We start from the raw sequence: 17,549 nt of genomic DNA, 5'->3' as shown, positions 1-17,549 counted from the left end.
AGGCTGACAGGACTTCCGAGAGGACTGCGCTTGCCGAACAGATCCCTCGTCGCCATCAGCGACCTTCATGTGCGCTACAAGAAGAACAAGGAGATCGTCGAGACCCTCCGGCCCTCCTCACCCGGCGACTGGCTCCTGGTCGCCGGCGACGTCGCCGAGGTGTTCGACGATTTCGTGTGGGCCATGCGGCTGCTCAGCGACAGGTTCTCGAAGGTCGTGTGGGCGCCGGGCAACCACGAGCTGTGGACCTATCCCGGTGACAAGGTGACGCTGCGCGGCGTGGAGCGGTACCACTTACTCGTCGAGACGTGCCGTTCGCTCGGCGTGGTGACGCCCGAGGACCCCTATCAGGTCTGGGACGGCCCGGGTGGGCCCGCGGTCGTCGCCCCGCTGTTCCTGCTGTACGACTACACCTTCCGGCCCGAGGGCACGACGACCGCGGAGGAGGCGCTCGAGCGGGCCTACGACGCCGGGGTCGTGTGCACCGACGAGATGTTCCTGCACCCGGACCCGCACCCCACCCGTGAGGCGTGGTGCGCGGACCGGCTGAAGGAAACGGAGAAACGGCTGGAGGACCGGCCGGAAGGTCTGCCGACCGTGCTGGTCAACCATTACCCGACGGTGCGCGAGCCGACGCGGGTCCTGCGTTACCCCGAGTTCGCCCTGTGGTGCGGCACCGAGAAGACCGCCGACTGGCATGTGCGGTTCGACGCCGCCGCGGTCGTCTACGGCCACCTGCACATTCCCCGCACCACCTGGCACGACGGGGTCCGGTTCGACGAGGTCTCGCTGGGTTATCCGCGTGAATGGCAGCCGCGCCCGAGCGCGCCCGGCCGGCTGCGGAGCATTCTCACTGGCGACGGCTGGCCGGATCGACCTCCGCGTAGGTGAGGAGGTCGAGCATCGTGAAATCGCGAGAGGTACGGCTGGGCAGGAACGGGCGCCAGTTGGGGGCGTTGACGAGAAAACCCTGGGAATCGAGCTGGAGAAGGCCGATGAAAACCTCGGCGATCAGCCTGGCGCCGACCCCGGCCAATCTCTGGCCGCCCGCGAGCGTCTCGGCTTCCTTGAGCACGTAGTACCAGAGCGGCGCGCTTCTCTCGATGCCGATGTTGAAGGCCGCGAGTTCGCTGGTGTCGACAGGGGAGATGCCCATGGTCTGGGCGAGCCGCTGACCCGACGGCAGCGACCAGGTGACGTGCCGCAGCAGATTGCGCGTGGCCAGCGAGATCGGCGGGTCGCCGCCGGGAATCGTCATCAACGGCAGATGGAACAGCGGCGTGGACAGCTTCGTGTCGATGCGCTTGTTGCGCCTGACCTCTCCGTCGCCGAAGTCGAAGAAGGTCTGCCAGCCGATGAACCGCCGCCTGGCCCGGATGCCGCCGCGCAGGTCGACCGGGTCGGCCTGGCCCTCGCCCGCCGGGTCGAAGATGAATCCGAAGAACGGCGCGCTGTTGGCGTCGCCTTTCAGGTTCGCCCGGTAGGACGGGCGGATCATGCTGTGGCCCATCCGGTAGGCGATCTGGAACTCCACCGGGATGAACGGCGTCGACGGGCGGTAGAACTGCCGGCCGTTGCGCATGATGTGGTCGATCAGCGGCTGCCCGACGATCTGGGGCAGGAATTCGTGCAGGATGATCCAGTGGTAGTGCCATAAGACGTGCAGCCGGGACGTGCCGAAGGTGTTCGGTAAGTTCTGCGAGCGCACCCGGTCGACGACCCTGTTGTGGAACTTCATGAACGCGACGTGCAATCCCGAGATCATCATGTTCTCGTCGTTGCGGTCGTCGGGGATGATGGCGCTTCCGTTGCTGCGCCGCGGCAGGTCCTCGAATTGGCCGCCGCTCTCGATCCGGAACTTCGCCCGGTCGTTCGTCTGGTAGAGGTGCGGGCTGACGTCCGGGCCGCCGCCGTACATCGTGTCGAGGTCGAATTGCGGCGTGCGGGTGTTGGGGGAGTCCTCCGGCCGTTTGGGGACGCCGAGAGGGGAGGTCTCGTCGAAGGTCATGTCGTGGTCGAGGAACTGGCCCAGGAACGTGGTGCCCGCCGTCTGGGTGGGATTGTCGACGTTGTTGGGGCTGAGCTCAGGCTCGGTGATCAGTCGGATCGGGCCGAAATGCAGTGGGTCTTTCGCGTCCATGATGCCGCCGGCCTTGCCCATTTCCGTCAGGCCGGCCCGGACCGCGTCGCTGGCGTTGACGAACGGCGGAAGCTGGAAAATGCGCCCGAAGTTGTTGGCCAGCACGCCTTCCGCCTCGGCCTTGGCCGAAGCGGCTATCGCGGCATCCAGGTCCAGCGTGACGGCGGCTACGGCCGTCGCGCCCACTCCACCTAAGAACGCCCGCCGGCTGACCCCATCGTGTGTACCGCTCATATACGAGCACCTCCCTTGCCGCGAAGTTTGCGGCCCTGGCGATCAGCCGTTCAACGCCCCCAGGGGCTCTTGACCCGGCCCCAAGGGGTCTCCATTCCCCCTGGGTTTGGGCTGGTGGGAGGGCCATCGAGCGGCTTCCCGGCACGGTGCTCGCCGCCCGGGTCCCACGGGCTGGCCGGTGTCCCGCTCGCATCGCGGGTTAGGGTCGCACGCATGAAAGTCTTCCTGAGCGGATGTGCCCTGATCGCCTTCACCGCGGGGTGCGGCACCATCCAGGACGCCGGGACGATCATCAACATGACGGAGGCGTGCTCGTCCGCGACCAAGATCGCCAACGAGCTGCTGACCAAGCTGCCCGCGCTGGCGGGCGACCCGCCAGGGCTGGACAAGGCGCTCGGCGACGCGGCGGCGCAACTGGAACAAGCCGGGCTCAGGTCCGGTGACACCACGCTCAACGAGGCGCTGACCGGCCTGGCCGACGTCTACAAGGGGATCGACGGGGGCGCCGCGGACTCCGCCCAGAAGGTCCGCGCCGCCACCACCGGCCACCTTCAGGTGATCAACGCCGCGTGCGGCGGCCTGTGAGGCTCACGCCAGCAGGCCGCGCTCCATGGCCGTGATCACCGCCGCGGTCCGGTCCGACACCGACAACTTCTTGAACGACCGCAGCAGATGCGTCTTGACCGTCGCCTCGCTGATGAACAGCCGCCTGCCGATGTCGGCGTTCGTCAGCCCCTGGCTGACCAGCTGAAGCACCTCGCGCTCACGCTCCGACAACACGGGCGGCTCGGCCGGCAGCCGGGCCCGGAACAGCTTGGGCGCCAGCGACGGCGTCAGCACGGTCTCGCCCCGCGCGGCCGCCTTCACCGCCTGCACCAGCTCATCCCGGGAACTGCCCTTCAGCAGGTACCCGGCCGCACCCGCCTCGACCGCCCGCAGGATGTCGGTGTCCGTCTCGTACGTCGTCACGATGACGACCTTGGTGTACGGCGCGGCCCGCAGGATGTGCCCGGTGGCCTCCACGCCGTCCATGCCGCCCATGCGCAGGTCGAGCAGGACGATGTCGGGAGCCAGCGCGGCGACGGTCGCGATCGCCTCCTCGCCGGAGCCCGCCTGGCCGACGACCTCGATGCCCTCGGCCGAGCGCAGCATGGAGCGCAGGCCCTCGCGCACCACCGGATGGTCGTCGACCAGCATCACGCCGATCGCCTGCTCACCGGTCATCGGGTTCCCCTTCGCTCACCGGCACCGTCACCTCGATCGTCGTGCCCTGCCCGGGGGCGCTGACCGCCGTCGCCACCCCGCCGATCTCCTGCGCCCTGGTCAGCATGCCGCGCAAGCCGTACCCCTGATGGTCGTGGCCAGGGTCGAAGCCGGGGCCGTCGTCGCGCACCCGCAGGCGGACGGCGCCGGAGCCGTAACCGAGCAGGATCTCGGCCGTGCGGGCCCCGGCGGCGTGTTTGCGGATGTTGGCGACGGACTCCTGCAGGGAGCGCAGCAGGACCACACCGGCCGCCATCGGGAGTTCGCGTTCGGCGCCCTCGACGACGACGCCGGCGCGCATGCCGGTCTGCGCGGCCAGGCTCGCGGCCTGGCGGCGGGCCGCCTGCACCAGTGACGACTCCCGCAGCGCCGGCGGGGTCAGTTCGGCGACGAACCCGCGGGCCTCGGCCAGGCTCTCGCGGGCCACCGCGGCCGCCAGGCTCAGGTGGGACCTGACCACGGCGGGGTCGCCGCCGAGATCCGCCTCGGCGGCCTGGACCAGGCTGATGACGCTGGTCAGGCCCTGGGCGATGGTGTCGTGGATCTCCCTGGCCAGGCGCTCGCGCTCGGCCGCCACCCCCGCCTGGCGCGAGAGCACGGCCACCTGCTCGCGGTTGCGGCGCAGTTCCTCGATGAGCTCGGCGCGGGCCATGCTCTGCTGCGTCACCCGCGTGATCCACAGGCCGAGCAGCACCGACAGGGCGATGCCCAGCAGCGAGGTGGGCAGCACGGTCATGACGGCGCCGCCGTACCACCACACCACGATCACCGGCAGCAGGTTCGCCACCGACGCCAGGGCGATCCCCGGCGGCGTCCGCAGGCTCATCATCAGCATCGGCACCACGGCGAACAACGCGAACGACGCCCGCAGATCCGCCACGACGGCCACCGCGAACAGCGCGAACAGGCCCGCGGAGAACACGGCGCCGCGCCTGCCGCGCGGTTGCGTCATCCCGGCCCGGCCGACGGCCGCGTACCAGGGGATGGCCGTCGTCAGCGCCGCCAGCGCCACGAACCGGTACATCGGCTCGCTCACAGAGGTGAACAGCAAGGCGGTGGTCACGGCGTAGGACACGGCGAAGTAGACGTCCCACAGGCCGAACCAGCGGGTGCCCGCTTCAATGCTCACCCGGCAAGTCCTATCACTTGTCCATCGATCGGTGGACAAGTGAACCAGCCGTTCAGTCGTCAGTACGGCATGCCTGCGAAACCTAGCGTTGCCGGTGAAAGCGCAGCCAAGGAGGAGATTCGCGGACATGAGCCCGTCCCTGACCGCCTTGATCGCCAGCGGGACGATCCTCGTCGTCATCCTGGCGACCGACCTCGGCACCCGGAAGGTCACCGTCTGGCGCATGCTGCGCTCGCTCGTCGCGGTCGCCGTCGTGATCGCCGTCTTCGTGCGCTCGCTGCCGACGGGCGGCAACGACCCGCTGCTCCAGCTCGCCGGCATCGGCCTCGGCGTCATCTGCGGACTCGTGGCTGCGGCGCTGCTGCCCGCGCACCGGGGCGCCGACGGAGAGGTGTACACCGTGGGCGGCATCGCCTACGCCCTGGTCTGGATGCTTCTGTCGGCCGCGCGGGTGGTGTTCGCCTACGGCTCGGAGCACTGGTTCGGCGCCGGCGTCGTGCGCTTCAGCATCGACTACAAGATCAGCGGCCCGGACGTCTACGCCAACGCCTTCGTCTTCATGACCCTCGCCATGGTCCTGACCAGGGCCGCAGTCCTCCTGAACAAGAAGGTGACGCGATGAGGCTCCGCCCCCCGCACAACAGGGTGCACAACCGCGCCATCGCCTGGTGGGCGACCCAGGCGGCCGTCCTCGCCCTGCCGCTGCCGATCGTCTTCGGCGTGCTCCACCTGGCCATCCCGCCCGCCAGGCCGTTCTTCGGCTGCGCCTTCCTGATCACCCTGCTGCCCGGACTGGCGTACATGGCCGTGATGCCCCTGTGGCGCTACCGCGTCCACCGCTGGGAGACCACCGGCGAGGCCGTCTACGCCGCCTCGGGCTGGCTCTGGCAGAGCTGGCGCGTGGTGCCGCTGTCGCGCGTGCAGACGGTCGACACCCTGCGCGGCCCGCTGCAGCAGCTGTACGGCCTGGCCGGCGTCACCGTCACCACCGCCTCGGCCGCCGGCGCGGTGAAGATCAAAGGCATCGACCACAGGACCGCCCAGGCGCTGGTCGACCACCTCGCCGGCATCACCCAGGCAACCCCGGGAGACGCGGCATGACCACCGAGCTCCGGCTCAGCCCCCGGCTGCTGCTGGTCAACCTCAGCATGCTGGCCGGACCGCTGGCACTGTTCACCCTCACGGTCGCCTTCACCGGCGCCGGCCTCCAGGCGATCATCACGCTCGGCTCCCTGGTCGTCACCTTCCTCGTGATCACCGGGATCGGCACGATGCGCCTGCTCACCACCCGCTTCCGGATCACCGGCGAGCGCGCCGAGCTCCGCTCCGGGCTGCTGTTCCGCACCCGCAGCTCCGTCCCGCTCGACCGCATCCGCGGCGTCGAGCGTCACACCAAGCCGCTGCACCGGCTGTTCGGCCTCACCTCGCTGCGCATCTCGGCCACGTCGCGCGAGCTGTCCCTGGACGGCATCACCGCGCGCCAGGCCGACGACCTGCGCCGCCTGCTCTGGGAACGCCGCACCGCCGTGGCGCCGGCCGCCGACCCCACGATCGCCGAGCTGAACTGGGCCTGGCTCCGCTACGCCCCGCTCACCGTGTGGGGCGTCGGCTCCGTCTTCATCGGTGCCGGCACCGCCTACCGCATCCTGCGCGAGATGAAGATCGACCCGCTCGCGTGGGAGTTCTTCAGGAACCTCTTCGACCCGCCGTGGTTCGGCACCCTCGTCACCGTGGCCGCCGTCCTCCTGTCCGGCCTCGCGATCTCCTTCGTCACGTTCGTCGACGCCTGGGCCGGCTTCCGCCTGGAACGCGAGAACGGCCTCTTCCGGGTACGGCGCGGCCTGCTCGTCACCCGGTCGGTCACCATGGAGGCCCAGCGGGTCAGGGGCGTCGAGGTCACCGAGCCCATGCTGCTGCGCCGGGCCGGCGGCGCCCGGCTCAACGCCATCGCCACCGGCCTCGGGGACAGCGAAGAGAACCGCAGCCGACGCCCCCTCACCCCACCCGTGCCCCGCGCCGAAGCCCTCCGGGTCGCCGCGGAGGTACTGGCCACGCCGTACCCGAATCCGGCCCTCGGCACCCGCCCCCGGGCCACGCCGGACTCGCCTGTCGAGACGCCCCTCGGGGCCCACCCCCGGGTCGCGTTGCGCCGCCGGATCACCCGTGGCCTGCTGGTGCTGGCCGGGATCGCCGTCGTTCCGCTCGGGCTCGGGTTGTGGCTGACCCCCGTCCTGGTCCACGTCGCCTGGGTCATCGCACTGGCCGGGCTACCGGTCGTGTTGCTGCTGGCGGGCGACGCCTATCGGGCCCTCGGCCACGCCGTACACGGGCGGTTTCTCGTGGTGCGCGCCGGGACGTTCGTGCGCCGCACGGCCGCGCTGGGACGCGAAGGCGTGATCGGCTGGACCGTCACGCGATCCCCCTTCCAGCGCCGCAACGACCTGCTCACCATCGCCGCCACCACGGCTGCCGGGGACGGCGCCTACAAGGTCCGCGACGTGGCCGTGCGCGACGGCCTCGAGGTCGCGGAGGCGGCCGTTCCCGGGCTGCTGGCGCCGTTCACCGAACGAGCCGTCAGCCGCGGAGGTACACCGGGAGGGAGGTGACCCGGCTGCCCTGGATGCCGCCGAAGTCGGTTTGACGGAGTTCGGAGTACGGCACGGCCAGCCGGGCGTCCGGATACTCCTCCTGCAGCACCTCCACCAGGATCCGCAGCTCCAACTGGGCCAGATGCGCGCCCGTGCAGTAGTGCGGACCGGCGCCGAACACCAGGTCGGCCCCGATGGAGCGCTCCGGGTCGGTGTTGATGCCCTGGATGTCGATGAGGATCGGAGAACGGGCGGCCAGCCGTACCCCTGCGAGGTCCAGGTCTTCTCCCGCGAACCGCCACAGCGTGAAGGGAGCGGGGGAGTGCCTGCGCAAGGTGTCGCGCACGAGGTCGTCGAGCGCGGCCGGCGGCGTGCGCCGGTCGAGAGCGCGGGCCAGCAGGAAACCCAGGGACGGGTCGGTGGTCAGCTGGCCCGCGTAGATGAGCGTGAAGAGCAGGTAGTGGATGTGCGGCCGGGCCTCTTCCGGCAGATTGCCCAGCAGCTGTACGGCGAGGCCGCCCCGGCCGACCTCCACGGCAAGGCTGTCCCGGCCGTCGCCCATGGCGGCGGCGTCCCGGTCGTTCTTCAGGGTGAGGCCGTCTCGGTCGTTCTTCAGGGTGAGGCTGTCCCGGTCGTTCTCCAGGGCGGCGGCGGCGAGGTCGGCGAAGGCGGCCATGGCCTGGCCGACCTGCTCGGGGTCGTCGCTGTACATGCGGCGGCACGCGGACAAGGCCTCGTCGACGCGGTCGAGCGGCACGCCGAGCACGTCGCAGACGACGTTGAGCGGGTAGCGGGTGGTGAAGTCGGCGGCGAGGTCAACCGGGTCGCCGGAGGCGGCCGCCCTGGCGAGGAGGTCGCGGGCCAGGGTCGTGACGCGGCCGGTGAAGGCGGCCATGCGGCGGGCGGTGAAGAGCGGGGAATGCGCCTGGCGCAGGCGGGTGTGGCCGGGGCCGTCGGTGGTGGTGAGGGAGGGCTGCTCGGCGGCGGTCGGTTCGAGACCGGCGGCGCGCGGGTCCCAGCCGGCGGGCGCGTAGGCGGGGTCTTTGACGATGCCGGGGTGGACGAGGACGCGGCGGGCGAGGGCGTCGTCGGTGACGATCCACACGTGCCCGCCGCCGGCAGGCGCCGGGACCTGGACGATGGGACCCGCGGCGCGCAGCAAGGCGCGGGCGGGATGGGGGTCGTCGAGGCCGCGGGTGGTCGCGGTGAAGGGGTCGGCGGTCGCGATGAAGGGGGCGATGGTTGCGGTGACGGCGGGCTGCTCGGGGACGGAGGCGGAGGAGGGCTGCTCGGGGACGGAGGCGGAGGAGGGCTGCTCGGGGACGGAGGCGGAGGAGGGCTGCTCGGCGTCGACGGCGGTCGTGGCAGCGCAGGGCTGCTCGGTGGCGGTGGCGGTGGCGGTGGCGGGGCAGGGCTGCTCGGCGGCGACGGTGGTGGCGGCGCGGGAGGGCTGCTCAGCGGCGATCGTAGTGGGGCAGGGTTGCTCGGCGGTGGCGGCGGGCTGCCCTGCGACGCTCGTGTTGGGGCAGGGCCGCTCGGCGGTTGCCGGGGTGGGAGAGGGCGGTTCGGCGGTGGTGGTGGGGGAGGGCTGCTCGGTGGGGTTCGCGGGGAAAGGCATGGGGCTCCTGGGGTGCGCTAGAATGACTGCGTGACGCAGAGGCTGTGTAGCACAGAAGCTGTGTTGTGCAGAAGTTGCGTCACGCAGCGAATCTAACACGAAAATCACTGCGCGACGCAGCGAAATTTTGGCGAGGGCGTTCCATGGACTCCGTTCGAGAAAAGCTGATCACCCGCCTGACCAGGTCGGCGGTGCCGAGCTGGGCGATCCGCGTCGTCCAGCTCAACAGCGTCGTCGCCGCCCGCCTCGGCGTCACCGACACCGACGTGCAGTGCCTGCACTTCCTGGGCCAGCAGGGCCCGGCGACCCCCGGCACCCTGGCCAAGCGCGTCAACCTCACGACCGGGGCGGCCTCACGGATGATCGACCGGCTCGTGGCCGCCGGATGCGTCCGGCGCGTCCCGGACCCCGCCGACCGCAGGCGCGTCCTCATCGAACCCACCCAAGACGGCCTGGACCGGGTCACCGACGCCTACGCTGGGCTGGTCGCCCGGACGATGGAGGACCTGGAGGAGTTCACCGACGGAGAGCTCGACGTGCTGCTGCGCTTCCTGGACCTGGCAGAACGCAGCACCGCCGCAGAGGCCCATCGGCTTCGCTAGACCGGCTTCGCCTCACGGGCTTCGCTAGACCGGCTTGGCCACGGGCTTGGCCTCTGTCGGCGTGCACGTGGGAGTGCGCCACCCGGTACATGCGAACGCGCACCAGATGCAGGAGCCCACGGGTGCGGGGCCATCCGATGGCCGGCCGGTTCCCACCTCGCACCCTGAGGCCGGGTAGCCCCGGCACCCTTGGTCTGCGAGGTGGCGAGACGCGTGAGTTCGGGCGCACTCCCTGCTCGGTGGGGCGATGGCGCGCTGACGTAGGTGCCGGATCGCGGGCGAAGCCGGCGGGCGGTGCTGGCGGGCGGAGGGGCTGGCTGGCGGAGGGGGCGGGGCGGCGGGCCGAGACGCTCGCCGTACCGCCTCCTCTCGTGCTGGTGGCCGTCAGGCGGCTGGGGCCAGGTCGGCGGCGTGGTCGGCCGCCCACTGCGCGAGCGTGCGGCCGCTGTTTCCGGTTACCTGCTCGAAGGTGGGGGAGACCGGCGGGGGCTCCTCGGCGTACTCGGCCTGGTAGCCCAGGATGAACTCGGCGACCTCCATCGGCAGCCCGGCCTCGATGTAGGACTGGCGGGCCTGCCCGTAGGTCAGCGCCTCGAATGCGATGGCACGGCCGAGCCCGGTGCCGATCGCCTCCGCCTGCTGCCGGTGGGTGAGCGGCTGCGGCCCGGTCAGGTCGTAGGCCCGGCCCGCGTGACCGTCCTGAAGGAGCGCGATCGCGGCGACGTCGGCGATGTCGGCCTCGTGGATCGGCACGCCGATGCCGTCGGGGTAGGCGTTGCGGACCAGGTTCTCGGCCCGGATGGACGCGCCCCACACGTCGAGCTTGTTGACGGCGAACTCGCCGGGCCGTATGTGGGTCCAGGCCGCCCCGGACTTCTCCACGAGGTGTTCCACCGCGCGCAGCGTCTTGTAGAAGCCGGCCCGCCGGCCCGTGACGCCGGAACTGGTCAGGGACACGATCCGGGCGGCGCCGGCCGCCGTGGCGCGGCCGGTGAAGGTTTGTGCGAGGTCGCTGGCGTGCTCGGGGTCGAAGAGGCCGGGGATGAGGAACACGGCCGTGACCCCGTCGAACGACAGCTCGCCCGGCCGGTTCAGGTCACCTGAGACGACGTCGACGCCGTCGGGCAGGCCGGCGGCGTCCGGGTTGCGGGTGAGCGCCCGCACGGGCTGTCCGGCCGCGAGGAGCCGATCGACCACGTGCCTGCCCACGGTGCCGGTCGCTCCGGTCACGAGGATGGTCATGGAGAACCTCTCTGTGGAAACGAACGATGGGTGCGGGCCCGCTGCCGAAGACGGTAGGACAGGTCTGGCAGACCTCGCACATGGAACGTTCCCGCCTGGGCGTTTGCAGCCGTTCGATCAGAGGCTCAACCGGCGGGAAACCATCTCGTCGCCGGGGCTGCACGGCACAGCCCAACCCGCCCAAGCAAGCAAGGGTGCAGGTCCGGCCGTACCGGCCGGCGCACATCCGGGTGTGCGCCGGCGGCCTCATCGGCTTGCCCTACGTGCTTCGTCAGAACGGCTCCGCCCACGTGTGCATGACCTGGCCGCCCCTGCAGTAGACGTAGGAGGTCTCGCCGGTCGCCTTCCTGATCTGCCCGTAGGAGGTCCAGTAGAAGTTGCTCGCATCCCGGCACTTCGCCGCCGCGGCGAACCAGACGTCCCCGCCGAAGCACCGCCAGGCGGCGCTGCCGCTGTTGCCCGTGTCCACGCGCGAGCACGGCTCGATTCCGGCCGCCGACGCCTGGGCGGCCGGGGCGCCCGTGAGCACGGCCGACGCGAGCGCGATCCCGGCCAAGAGCGCAGAAGTCCTGGTCATGGAGTTCCTCCTCGGGTGAGTCACCGCAGTTCGAACTCGTCCAGGGTCGTGAGCGGGGGCGGCCGCGATCAAGGTCTTTCGACCGTGGTGCAAATTCACAGCTCAACGCTCTGGCAGGATGACGGCCATGCCCGAGCAGAGCATCCAGATCGTTCCTTACGACCCGGTTTGGCCGACGCTCGCCGGTGCCGCTGTCCGGGACCTCCGGGAGACGCTGCCTGACGTGCTCCCGGAGATCGAGCGCATCGGCTCGACTGCGGTCCCGGGACTTGCGGCCAAGCCGATCATCGACCTGATGGCCGCGGCGGAGGACTACCTGCGCGCACGCCCGCGGGACGCGGCACGGTACGCCGAGCTCAAGCGGGCGCTCGCCGCTACCGGGATGGACGCGGGCGACTACGCACGGGCGAAGACGGACCTGGTTCAGGAGTTGACGGACCGTGCTCGCGGCGAGCTCGGGCTGCCCCCGGTTCCCGTCTGGGAGAAATGACGGCCGCGGCCTTGCGGAGCACCCCGGGCGTGAGGCACCGGTGGACGGCGGACAGCGGCGGCCACACGATCCGGCCCCACAGCCGCCTGTAGTGCAGGAACGTCCCCAGCGACACCTTCCCGGCGGCCGTCTGGACGAGGAGGTTGCAGGTCAGGAACCACGAGGCGGTCTCGAGCAGGATCCAGTCGTCGCCACGGCCGGCGATCCGCCATCCGGCCACGGTGGCCGGCGAACGTCCTCGGCTGAGCCGGAGCCCGAGGAGCCCGCGCCAGATGAACCGCTCGCCGGGGCTGGGGACGTCGCCGAACATCGCCCTGGCCCACCGCTCCGGGACGGCGTCCGCGCCGGTGGTGAGGGCGAAGTGGTCGGCGTAGTCGATCGCGGGCAACGAGCTGAGCGTGAGCACGGATTCGGGGAGGTTGCGTGCGCCGACGCGGCTGGTGATCATCTCGCTGTTTCCCTTCATGTATACGCTACCGTATAACAGCAGGCTAGCCTAAGTTATACGGAGGCGTATAGATGATGGGCGCGATTCGGACGACCCGTGACAGGTGGATCGAGGAGGGCTTGCGGGCCCTGGCCGCCGGCGGCCCCGATGCCGTCCGCGTCGAGGCGCTGGCCAAGGGGCTCGGCGTCACGAAGGGCGGCTTCTACGGGTACTTCGCCGACCGCGACGCGCTGCTGGAGGCCATGCTCGACACCTGGGAGCGCGAGAGCACCGACGAGGTGATCGAACGCATCGAGCGCGAGGGCGGCGACCCGAAGAGCAAGATCCAGCGCGCGGGCGTGCTGACGTTCTCCGGCGGGCGCCTGCTGCCGATCGATCTCGCGATCCGCGACTGGGCCCGGCGCGACGAGGCGGTCGCCGAACGCCTGCGACGGGTGGACAACCGGCGCATGGCGCTCCTGCGCCAGATGATCGGCACCTTCTGCGACGACCCCGACGAGGTCGAGGCTCGCAGCCTGCTCGCCTTCTGCGCGGCGATCGGGCACCACTCGCTCGCCGCCGACCACGAGGGCCGCACCCGGGCCCAGGTCCTCGCCCGCGCCACCGACCTGCTGCTCAACCGCCCCTGAACCCGCCGCTCAACCGCTGCGAAAGCTTCTGCTCAACCGCCTGACCCTGCCGTCTCCACCGCTCCTGATGAGGGTACGGCGCCGCCGTACGCTCATCAGGAGGACTCACAGGGCCAGGCGGCCGGCGGTGTGGCGGACCATGGCCAGCATGTCGCCGAGCAACGGGTTGCTGTTGCCGTCCCGGTGGAGCGCGACCACGTGCCGGCGCGCGGACGGCAGGTCCAGCCGGGTGGCCAGGATCCGGTCGTCCGGCACGTGGCCGAGGGCGGGGACGAGCGCCACGCCGAGTGCCGCGGCGACCAGTTGCCGGACCACGTCGTAGTTGTTGCTGCGGAAGCTCACCGCCGGCGTGAACCCGGCCGCCGCGCAGAGCCGGGTGAGGGATCGCGCGCCGCCGGTCCCTTCGCCGCTGGTGATCCACCGCGCGCCCGCGAGTTCCGGCAGCGTCGCCTTGCCCTGCTGGAGCAGGAACAGGTCCTCTTCGAGAAGGCGGTGTACGGCCAGCCCGTCCGGCCAGCGGCGCGGGGTGAGCGCGTATTCGTAGGCCAGCGCCAGATCCAGGGTCCCGTCGACGACCATGGGGAGCAGGTCGTCCGGTTCGCCCTCGTCCAGGAGGATCTCCGCCCGGGGGTGGCGGTGGACGAAGGCCGACAGGGTGTCGGGCACCAACCGGACGCTGGCGGTCGGGAAGCTGCCCAGCCGGAGCCGCCCGGTGCTGCCGGTGGCCAGGTCGCGGACGTCCTGGCCGAGGTCTTCGAGCGTGGTCAGCATCCGCTTGCTCAGTTCGACGAGGCGATGGGCGGCGGCGGTGGCCCTGACGCCGCGGGCCGCGCGCTCGAACAGCGCGCCGGCGCCGCGGAGTGGGCGCGGGAGTTCCCGGGCACCGAGCGCGAGCTGGCGGTCGGGCGGCTGGGCTTCTTCACCTACCGGCCCGTGCCGGAGCGGGCCCGCGACGGGCGCCTGCCGGGCGGCGGCCTGGCCGGTCTGCTCGAGGACGGCTGGGTGCGCGCCGAGCCGATCGTCTACGAGGACTTCCTGCCGCGTTCGGCGGCCGGGATCTTCCAGTCCAACCTCAGCGGGGAAGGCCGCAAGGACGGCAGCCGCGCCGCCGCCGGCTACGACGGCGCCTGGTTGTCGGGCGCGATGGGGCGCGAGGTGCTGGATCCGTTCGCCCTGTACGAGGCCCAGCAGGATCGATCGCTGCGCGAGGTCGCCGGGACCTTCGGCCCGCTGGTCTAGTCTTCAGGGGAGCCATGCGGCGAGCGGAAGGACCGTGTGATGTGGCGGGGCTGGTGTTTACTCCGCCCCGGCCTCCTGCTGTACGGCGGGACGGTCGGGACCAACGCCCTGCACGCGCATCACGCGGTGCAGTTGATCGTTTCCTCCGAGCCCTTCACCATGGCCGACGCCCGGGGCGGGCGGGTGACCGCCAAGATCACCGTCGTTCCCCCCGGCGCCCGCCACACGGTGCTCACCGGAGCCCGCGTGGCCCTGCTGGCGCTCCTGGATCCCCGCAGCTCACCGGGGCGTTCCCTGCTCGCGCGCCTGGGCCGGGGGTCCAGGGCCGCGGATTGGGCGACGCCCGCGCCTTCGGCGCAGACGGCGACGCGGGCCCGGCCGCTCATGTTCGCCGCGCCGCCGATGGGCCATGCGCGCTCGGCCGAGGCGGCGTCCGCGCTCCGGACCGTCGAGGAGTGGACCGGCCATGGCGGCGCCGGAGCCGTACCCCTCCATCCGGCGGTGGAGGGGGCGATCGCCGTGATCCCCGCGCTCCTGAAACGCGGGCCGGTGCGCCTGCACGCGGTGGCGGACGCCGTGCATCTGTCGCCGAGCTGGCTGGCGCACCTGTTCAGCGCGCACGTGGGCATCCCGCTGCGGCCCTACGTGCGGTGGCTGCGCCTGCAGCACGCCATTCACCAGGTCGCCGGGGGCGCGACGTTGACGGCGGCCGCGCACAGCGCCGGGTTCACCGACAGCCCGCACTTCACCCGCGTCTTCCGGGAGAGCTTCGGGACCGCGCCCTCCGAGCTGGCCGCCGCGATCGACTGGGTGCCCTGAACCGGCTACGGGCGTAGCTCGCGCTTGAGGATCTTCCCGGTGGCCGTCATCGGCAGGCTCTCGCGGAACTCGACGACGCGCGGGTACTTGTAGGCCGCCATGTTCTCCTTACCCCAGGCGACCAGCTCCTCCTCGCCGATCGTCGCGCCGGGCGCGGGGATGACGTACGCCTTGACCTCCTCGCCGTGCGAGGGGTGCGGCACGCCGACGACCGCCACCAGCGAGACCGCGGGATGCGTCATCAGCACCTCCTCCAGCTCGCGCGGGTAGACGTTGAAGCCGCCCCGGATGATCATGTCCTTGGTCCGGTCGATGACGGAGTAGTAGCCGTCCTCGTCCCGCGTGGCGATGTCGCCGGTGCGGAACCACCCGTCCCGCAGGACCTCCGCGGTGTCCTCGGGCCGCCCGTAGTAGCCCTTCATGACGTTGTGCCCGCGGATGGCGATCTCGCCGGGCCCTTCGCCCTCGACAGTGTTCCACTCGTCGTCCACCAGCCGCATCTGCACGCCCCAGACCGGGAAGCCGATGGTGCCGGGCTTCGTGGGCCGGCTGAGCTGGTTGAAGCTGGCCACCGGTGAGGTCTCCGACAGCCCGTACCCCTCCAGGATCGCGATCCCGAAGGTGGACTCGAAGTCCTTGAGCACCTCGACCGGGCAGGCGGCGCCGCCCGACACCGCCACCCGGAGTGTTCTGGGCGCTTCGCCCCCGTCAGCATGGATCTTCGACAGAAGCGCCCAGAACATCGTCGGCACCCCGGCGAACATGGTCACCTTCTCCTCGCGCATGAGCTCCAGCGCCTGGCCGGGCTCGAAGCGCGGCTGGAGCACGAGGGTGGCGCGGCGGCGCACGCTCACGTTCATGACCGCGGTCTGGCCGAAGGAGTGGAAGAGCGGCAGTACGGCCAGCGACACGTCGCCTTCGGGATCGGCGGGGAACATCTGGTCGGCGACCAGGGTGTTGGTCAGCATGTTCATGTGGGTCAGCTCGGCGCCTTTGGGCAGGCCGGTGGTGCCGGAGGTGTACAGGATGGCCGCGACGTCGTCCGGCGACGTCTGCACCGTCTCGAACTCCCCGGACATCCCGTCCAGCGCCGCCCACAGGGCTTCGCCGTACTCCGACTCGGTCGCCAGCGGGGTGGCGGGCAGCACGAAGAAGTGCTCGCAGCCGGGGACGGCGTCGACGCCCTCCCGCCCCCGCGCGCCCATGGGCAGCTCGGGGGAGCCCTCGAAGCAGAACAACGCCTTGGCGTCGCTGTCGGTCAGGTGGTAGGCGATCTCGCGCGGAGTCAGCAGCACGTTGAGCGGCACCACGGTCGCTCCGGCCTTGAGGATCCCGAAGTAGACGAAGGGGAAGTACGGCACGTTCGGGCACAGCAGCGCCACCTTGTCCCCTCTGCCGATCCCCCGGGCCGCCAGAAGGTTCGCCACCTGGTTCGCGATCGAGTTCACCATGCTGTACGGCAGGCGCAGCGCACCGAAGACCAGGGCGGTGCGGTCCGGCGCATGGTGGGCGCTGTCTTCCAGGACGATCGACAGATTGAGCATCGCGGCCCCTTTCTCGTGCTCCCAGGATGCGGCAGGCGATCAAGGCGGGACTTGTACGAACGTGTCGAACACCATGCCAGAAGATACGCTACTGTCTCTTAATAAGAGATACAATCGCATCTAAAGGAGTCGGCATGGAAGTCCCGGTCCTGATCGTGGGCGGTGGAATGAGCGGCCTGTCCGCGGCCCTGTTCCTCGCCGGCCACGGCGTGCCCTGCCTGCTGGTCGAGCGGCACGCCGACCACTCCCCGCACCCCGGCGCGGTCTGCGACCAGGACCAGGTCGAACCCCCTGCTCCGGGCGCGGGCGAGCGAACTCGGCGCAGACATCAGGTTCTACACCGAACTGGTCGGCTTCCAGCAGGACGACGACGGCGTGACCGCGGTGATCCGCGACGGCTCCAGCGGCGCCACCGCCACGGTTCACGCCGCGTACCTGCTGGCCTGCGACGGCGACCGCAGCCCGATCCGGGAAAGCCTCGGCATCGACCGGCAGGGCCCGGGCAAGCCGGTGGACCGGCTCGGCATCCTGTTCCGCGCCGACCTCAGCGCGGCCCTGCGCGGGCGGCACGTCCGGATCTTCCTCCTCGGCGACGCCGCCCACGTCTGGCCCGCCACCGGCGGGTTCGCCGGCCAGGCGTGCGTGCTCGACGCGCACAACCTCGCCTGGAAGCTCGCCGCCACCCTGGACGGCACCGCCGGACCCGGTCTGCTCGACTCCTACGCCGACGAACGCCTGCCGATCGCCCGGATCAGCATGGACGATTCGCTGCGCCGTATGGCCTGGTTCCACACGGCGGCGGGCGGCGCCGACAAGCCCCGCGACCACACAGGTACGGTGTGCGCCCCGGCGGGGCGGTCCTGGTCCGGCCCGACGGGCACATCGCCTGGCGGGCGGCCGACGACCGGGTTCCGGCCGATACGCTGAAGCCCGTCCTGGCCCGGCTGCTGCGATGAACCGCCTCCGGGCACTGACGGCCTGATGGGG

At 71.2% G+C, this 17,549-nt stretch carries 20 protein-coding genes and 2 pseudogenes; 13 read left to right on the top strand and 9 right to left on the bottom strand.

Annotated elements, in window-relative coordinates; all coding sequences use genetic code 11:
* Positions 1 to 30 precede the first annotated feature (30 nt).
* On the top strand, positions 31 to 891 hold the full coding sequence (locus tag FVE25_RS50080) for a metallophosphoesterase family protein (RefSeq protein WP_157254463.1): 861 nt from the start codon (positions 31 to 33) through the stop codon (positions 889 to 891).
* Here FVE25_RS50080 and FVE25_RS50075 read toward each other — a convergent pair.
* Positions 851 to 2,374, bottom strand: a complete 1,524-nt coding sequence (locus FVE25_RS50075; RefSeq protein WP_157254462.1) for a peroxidase family protein — start codon at positions 2,372 to 2,374, stop codon at positions 851 to 853. The genes FVE25_RS50080 and FVE25_RS50075 overlap by 41 nt on opposite strands.
* Before the next feature lie 213 nt (positions 2,375 to 2,587).
* On the opposite strand from FVE25_RS50075, the gene FVE25_RS50070 reads away from it, so the two are divergent.
* The gene (locus FVE25_RS50070) at positions 2,588 to 2,959 is read left to right on the top strand and encodes a hypothetical protein (RefSeq protein WP_157254461.1); all 372 of its coding nucleotides are present in this window, start codon (positions 2,588 to 2,590) and stop codon (positions 2,957 to 2,959) included.
* A gap of 3 nt (positions 2,960 to 2,962) precedes the next feature.
* Here the strand turns inward: FVE25_RS50070 and FVE25_RS50065 are convergent, their stop codons facing one another.
* Together FVE25_RS50065 and FVE25_RS50060 are read right to left on the bottom strand one after the other, a co-directional pair.
* Positions 2,963 to 3,598 (bottom strand): response regulator, encoded by a 636-nt coding sequence (locus FVE25_RS50065; RefSeq protein ID WP_157254460.1) that lies wholly within the window; start codon positions 3,596 to 3,598, stop codon positions 2,963 to 2,965.
* Positions 3,588 to 4,766, bottom strand: a complete 1,179-nt coding sequence (locus tag FVE25_RS50060) for a sensor histidine kinase (protein WP_219825999.1) — start codon at positions 4,764 to 4,766, stop codon at positions 3,588 to 3,590. Before FVE25_RS50060 ends, FVE25_RS50065 begins: the two co-directional genes overlap by 11 nt.
* A gap of 127 nt (positions 4,767 to 4,893) precedes the next feature.
* Between FVE25_RS50060 and FVE25_RS50055 the strand changes: the two genes are divergently transcribed.
* Genes FVE25_RS50055 through FVE25_RS50045 form a run of 3 tightly spaced genes read left to right on the top strand, consistent with a single transcriptional unit; the run spans position 4,894 to position 7,372 of the window.
* On the top strand, positions 4,894 to 5,388 hold the full coding sequence (locus FVE25_RS50055) for a hypothetical protein (RefSeq protein ID WP_157254458.1): 495 nt from the start codon (positions 4,894 to 4,896) through the stop codon (positions 5,386 to 5,388).
* Entirely contained in the window at positions 5,385 to 5,867 is a 483-nt protein-coding gene (locus FVE25_RS50050) for a PH domain-containing protein (RefSeq protein WP_157254457.1), read from the top strand. Before FVE25_RS50055 ends, FVE25_RS50050 begins: the two co-directional genes overlap by 4 nt.
* Entirely contained in the window at positions 5,864 to 7,372 is a 1,509-nt protein-coding gene (locus FVE25_RS50045; protein ID WP_157254456.1) for a PH domain-containing protein, read from the top strand. The genes FVE25_RS50050 and FVE25_RS50045 overlap by 4 nt, the downstream gene beginning before the upstream one ends.
* Here FVE25_RS50045 and FVE25_RS56705 read toward each other — a convergent pair.
* Complete coding sequence (locus FVE25_RS56705) at positions 7,341 to 8,972, bottom strand: cytochrome P450 family protein (protein ID WP_281367987.1); 1,632 nt, start codon at positions 8,970 to 8,972, stop codon at positions 7,341 to 7,343. The two genes, FVE25_RS50045 and FVE25_RS56705, sit on opposite strands and share 32 nt — an antisense overlap.
* Before the next feature lie 143 nt (positions 8,973 to 9,115).
* On the opposite strand from FVE25_RS56705, the gene FVE25_RS50035 reads away from it, so the two are divergent.
* Positions 9,116 to 9,574, top strand: coding sequence for a MarR family winged helix-turn-helix transcriptional regulator (locus FVE25_RS50035; protein WP_157254455.1), 459 nt, complete (start codon positions 9,116 to 9,118; stop codon positions 9,572 to 9,574).
* Between the two features lie 384 nt (positions 9,575 to 9,958).
* Here the strand turns inward: FVE25_RS50035 and FVE25_RS50030 are convergent, their stop codons facing one another.
* Together FVE25_RS50030 and FVE25_RS50025 are read right to left on the bottom strand one after the other, a co-directional pair.
* On the bottom strand, positions 9,959 to 10,816 hold the full coding sequence (locus tag FVE25_RS50030; RefSeq protein ID WP_157254454.1) for an NAD(P)H-binding protein: 858 nt from the start codon (positions 10,814 to 10,816) through the stop codon (positions 9,959 to 9,961).
* Positions 10,817 to 11,087: 271 nt separating this feature from the next.
* The gene (locus FVE25_RS50025; protein WP_157254453.1) at positions 11,088 to 11,393 is read right to left on the bottom strand and encodes a hypothetical protein; all 306 of its coding nucleotides are present in this window, start codon (positions 11,391 to 11,393) and stop codon (positions 11,088 to 11,090) included.
* 118 nt (positions 11,394 to 11,511) lie between these two features.
* On the opposite strand from FVE25_RS50025, the gene FVE25_RS57280 reads away from it, so the two are divergent.
* Positions 11,512 to 11,883 (top strand): GrpB family protein, encoded by a 372-nt coding sequence (locus FVE25_RS57280; protein WP_425489534.1) that lies wholly within the window; start codon positions 11,512 to 11,514, stop codon positions 11,881 to 11,883.
* On the opposite strand, the gene FVE25_RS50015 is transcribed toward FVE25_RS57280, so the two are convergent.
* Positions 11,768 to 12,349: a hypothetical protein gene (locus tag FVE25_RS50015; RefSeq protein ID WP_219825998.1), complete on the bottom strand. Its 582-nt coding sequence runs from the start codon at positions 12,347 to 12,349 to the stop codon at positions 11,768 to 11,770. The genes FVE25_RS57280 and FVE25_RS50015 overlap by 116 nt on opposite strands.
* 53 nt (positions 12,350 to 12,402) lie before the next feature.
* Between FVE25_RS50015 and FVE25_RS50010 the strand changes: the two genes are divergently transcribed.
* Positions 12,403 to 12,960 (top strand): TetR/AcrR family transcriptional regulator, encoded by a 558-nt coding sequence (locus tag FVE25_RS50010; protein ID WP_246268702.1) that lies wholly within the window; start codon positions 12,403 to 12,405, stop codon positions 12,958 to 12,960.
* Positions 12,961 to 13,065: 105 nt separating this feature from the next.
* Here the strand turns inward: FVE25_RS50010 and FVE25_RS50005 are convergent, their stop codons facing one another.
* A complete protein-coding gene (locus FVE25_RS50005) occupies positions 13,066 to 13,731 on the bottom strand; it encodes a LysR substrate-binding domain-containing protein (protein WP_157254451.1) in 666 nt (221 codons plus the stop codon).
* 24 nt (positions 13,732 to 13,755) lie between these two features.
* Between FVE25_RS50005 and FVE25_RS50000 the strand changes: the two genes are divergently transcribed.
* Positions 13,756 to 14,199 (top strand): 2-oxoadipate dioxygenase/decarboxylase family protein, encoded by a 444-nt coding sequence (locus FVE25_RS50000; protein ID WP_157254450.1) that lies wholly within the window; start codon positions 13,756 to 13,758, stop codon positions 14,197 to 14,199.
* Between the two features lie 39 nt (positions 14,200 to 14,238).
* Positions 14,239 to 15,018: a helix-turn-helix transcriptional regulator gene (locus tag FVE25_RS49995; protein ID WP_157254449.1), complete on the top strand. Its 780-nt coding sequence runs from the start codon at positions 14,239 to 14,241 to the stop codon at positions 15,016 to 15,018.
* A gap of 5 nt (positions 15,019 to 15,023) precedes the next feature.
* Here FVE25_RS49995 and FVE25_RS49990 read toward each other — a convergent pair whose 3' ends face one another.
* The gene (locus FVE25_RS49990; protein ID WP_157254448.1) at positions 15,024 to 16,562 is read right to left on the bottom strand and encodes a long-chain-fatty-acid--CoA ligase; all 1,539 of its coding nucleotides are present in this window, start codon (positions 16,560 to 16,562) and stop codon (positions 15,024 to 15,026) included.
* A 26-nt stretch (positions 16,563 to 16,588) separates the two neighbouring features.
* Between FVE25_RS49990 and FVE25_RS57275 the strand changes: the two are divergent.
* From FVE25_RS57275 to FVE25_RS49980, 3 genes and pseudogenes are all read left to right on the top strand, one after another.
* Positions 16,589 to 16,816, top strand: a pseudogene (locus tag FVE25_RS57275) (FAD-dependent oxidoreductase); the annotation flags it as partial.
* A gap of 31 nt (positions 16,817 to 16,847) precedes the next feature.
* Positions 16,848 to 17,312 (top strand): annotated as a pseudogene (locus FVE25_RS57270) (FAD-dependent monooxygenase); the annotation flags it as partial.
* Positions 17,201 to 17,518: an aromatic-ring hydroxylase C-terminal domain-containing protein gene (locus FVE25_RS49980; RefSeq protein ID WP_425489536.1), complete on the top strand. Its 318-nt coding sequence runs from the start codon at positions 17,201 to 17,203 to the stop codon at positions 17,516 to 17,518. The pseudogene FVE25_RS57270 and the gene FVE25_RS49980, both read left to right, overlap by 112 nt.
* The last annotated feature ends 31 nt before the right edge of the window (positions 17,519 to 17,549 follow it).

The sequence above is a fragment of the Nonomuraea typhae genome (genome assembly GCF_009760925.1).
GTDB lineage: Bacteria > Actinomycetota > Actinomycetes > Streptosporangiales > Streptosporangiaceae > Nonomuraea > Nonomuraea typhae.
Note: the sequence above shows the minus strand (reverse complement) of the source record. Positions and strands in the feature narration are given on the sequence as shown.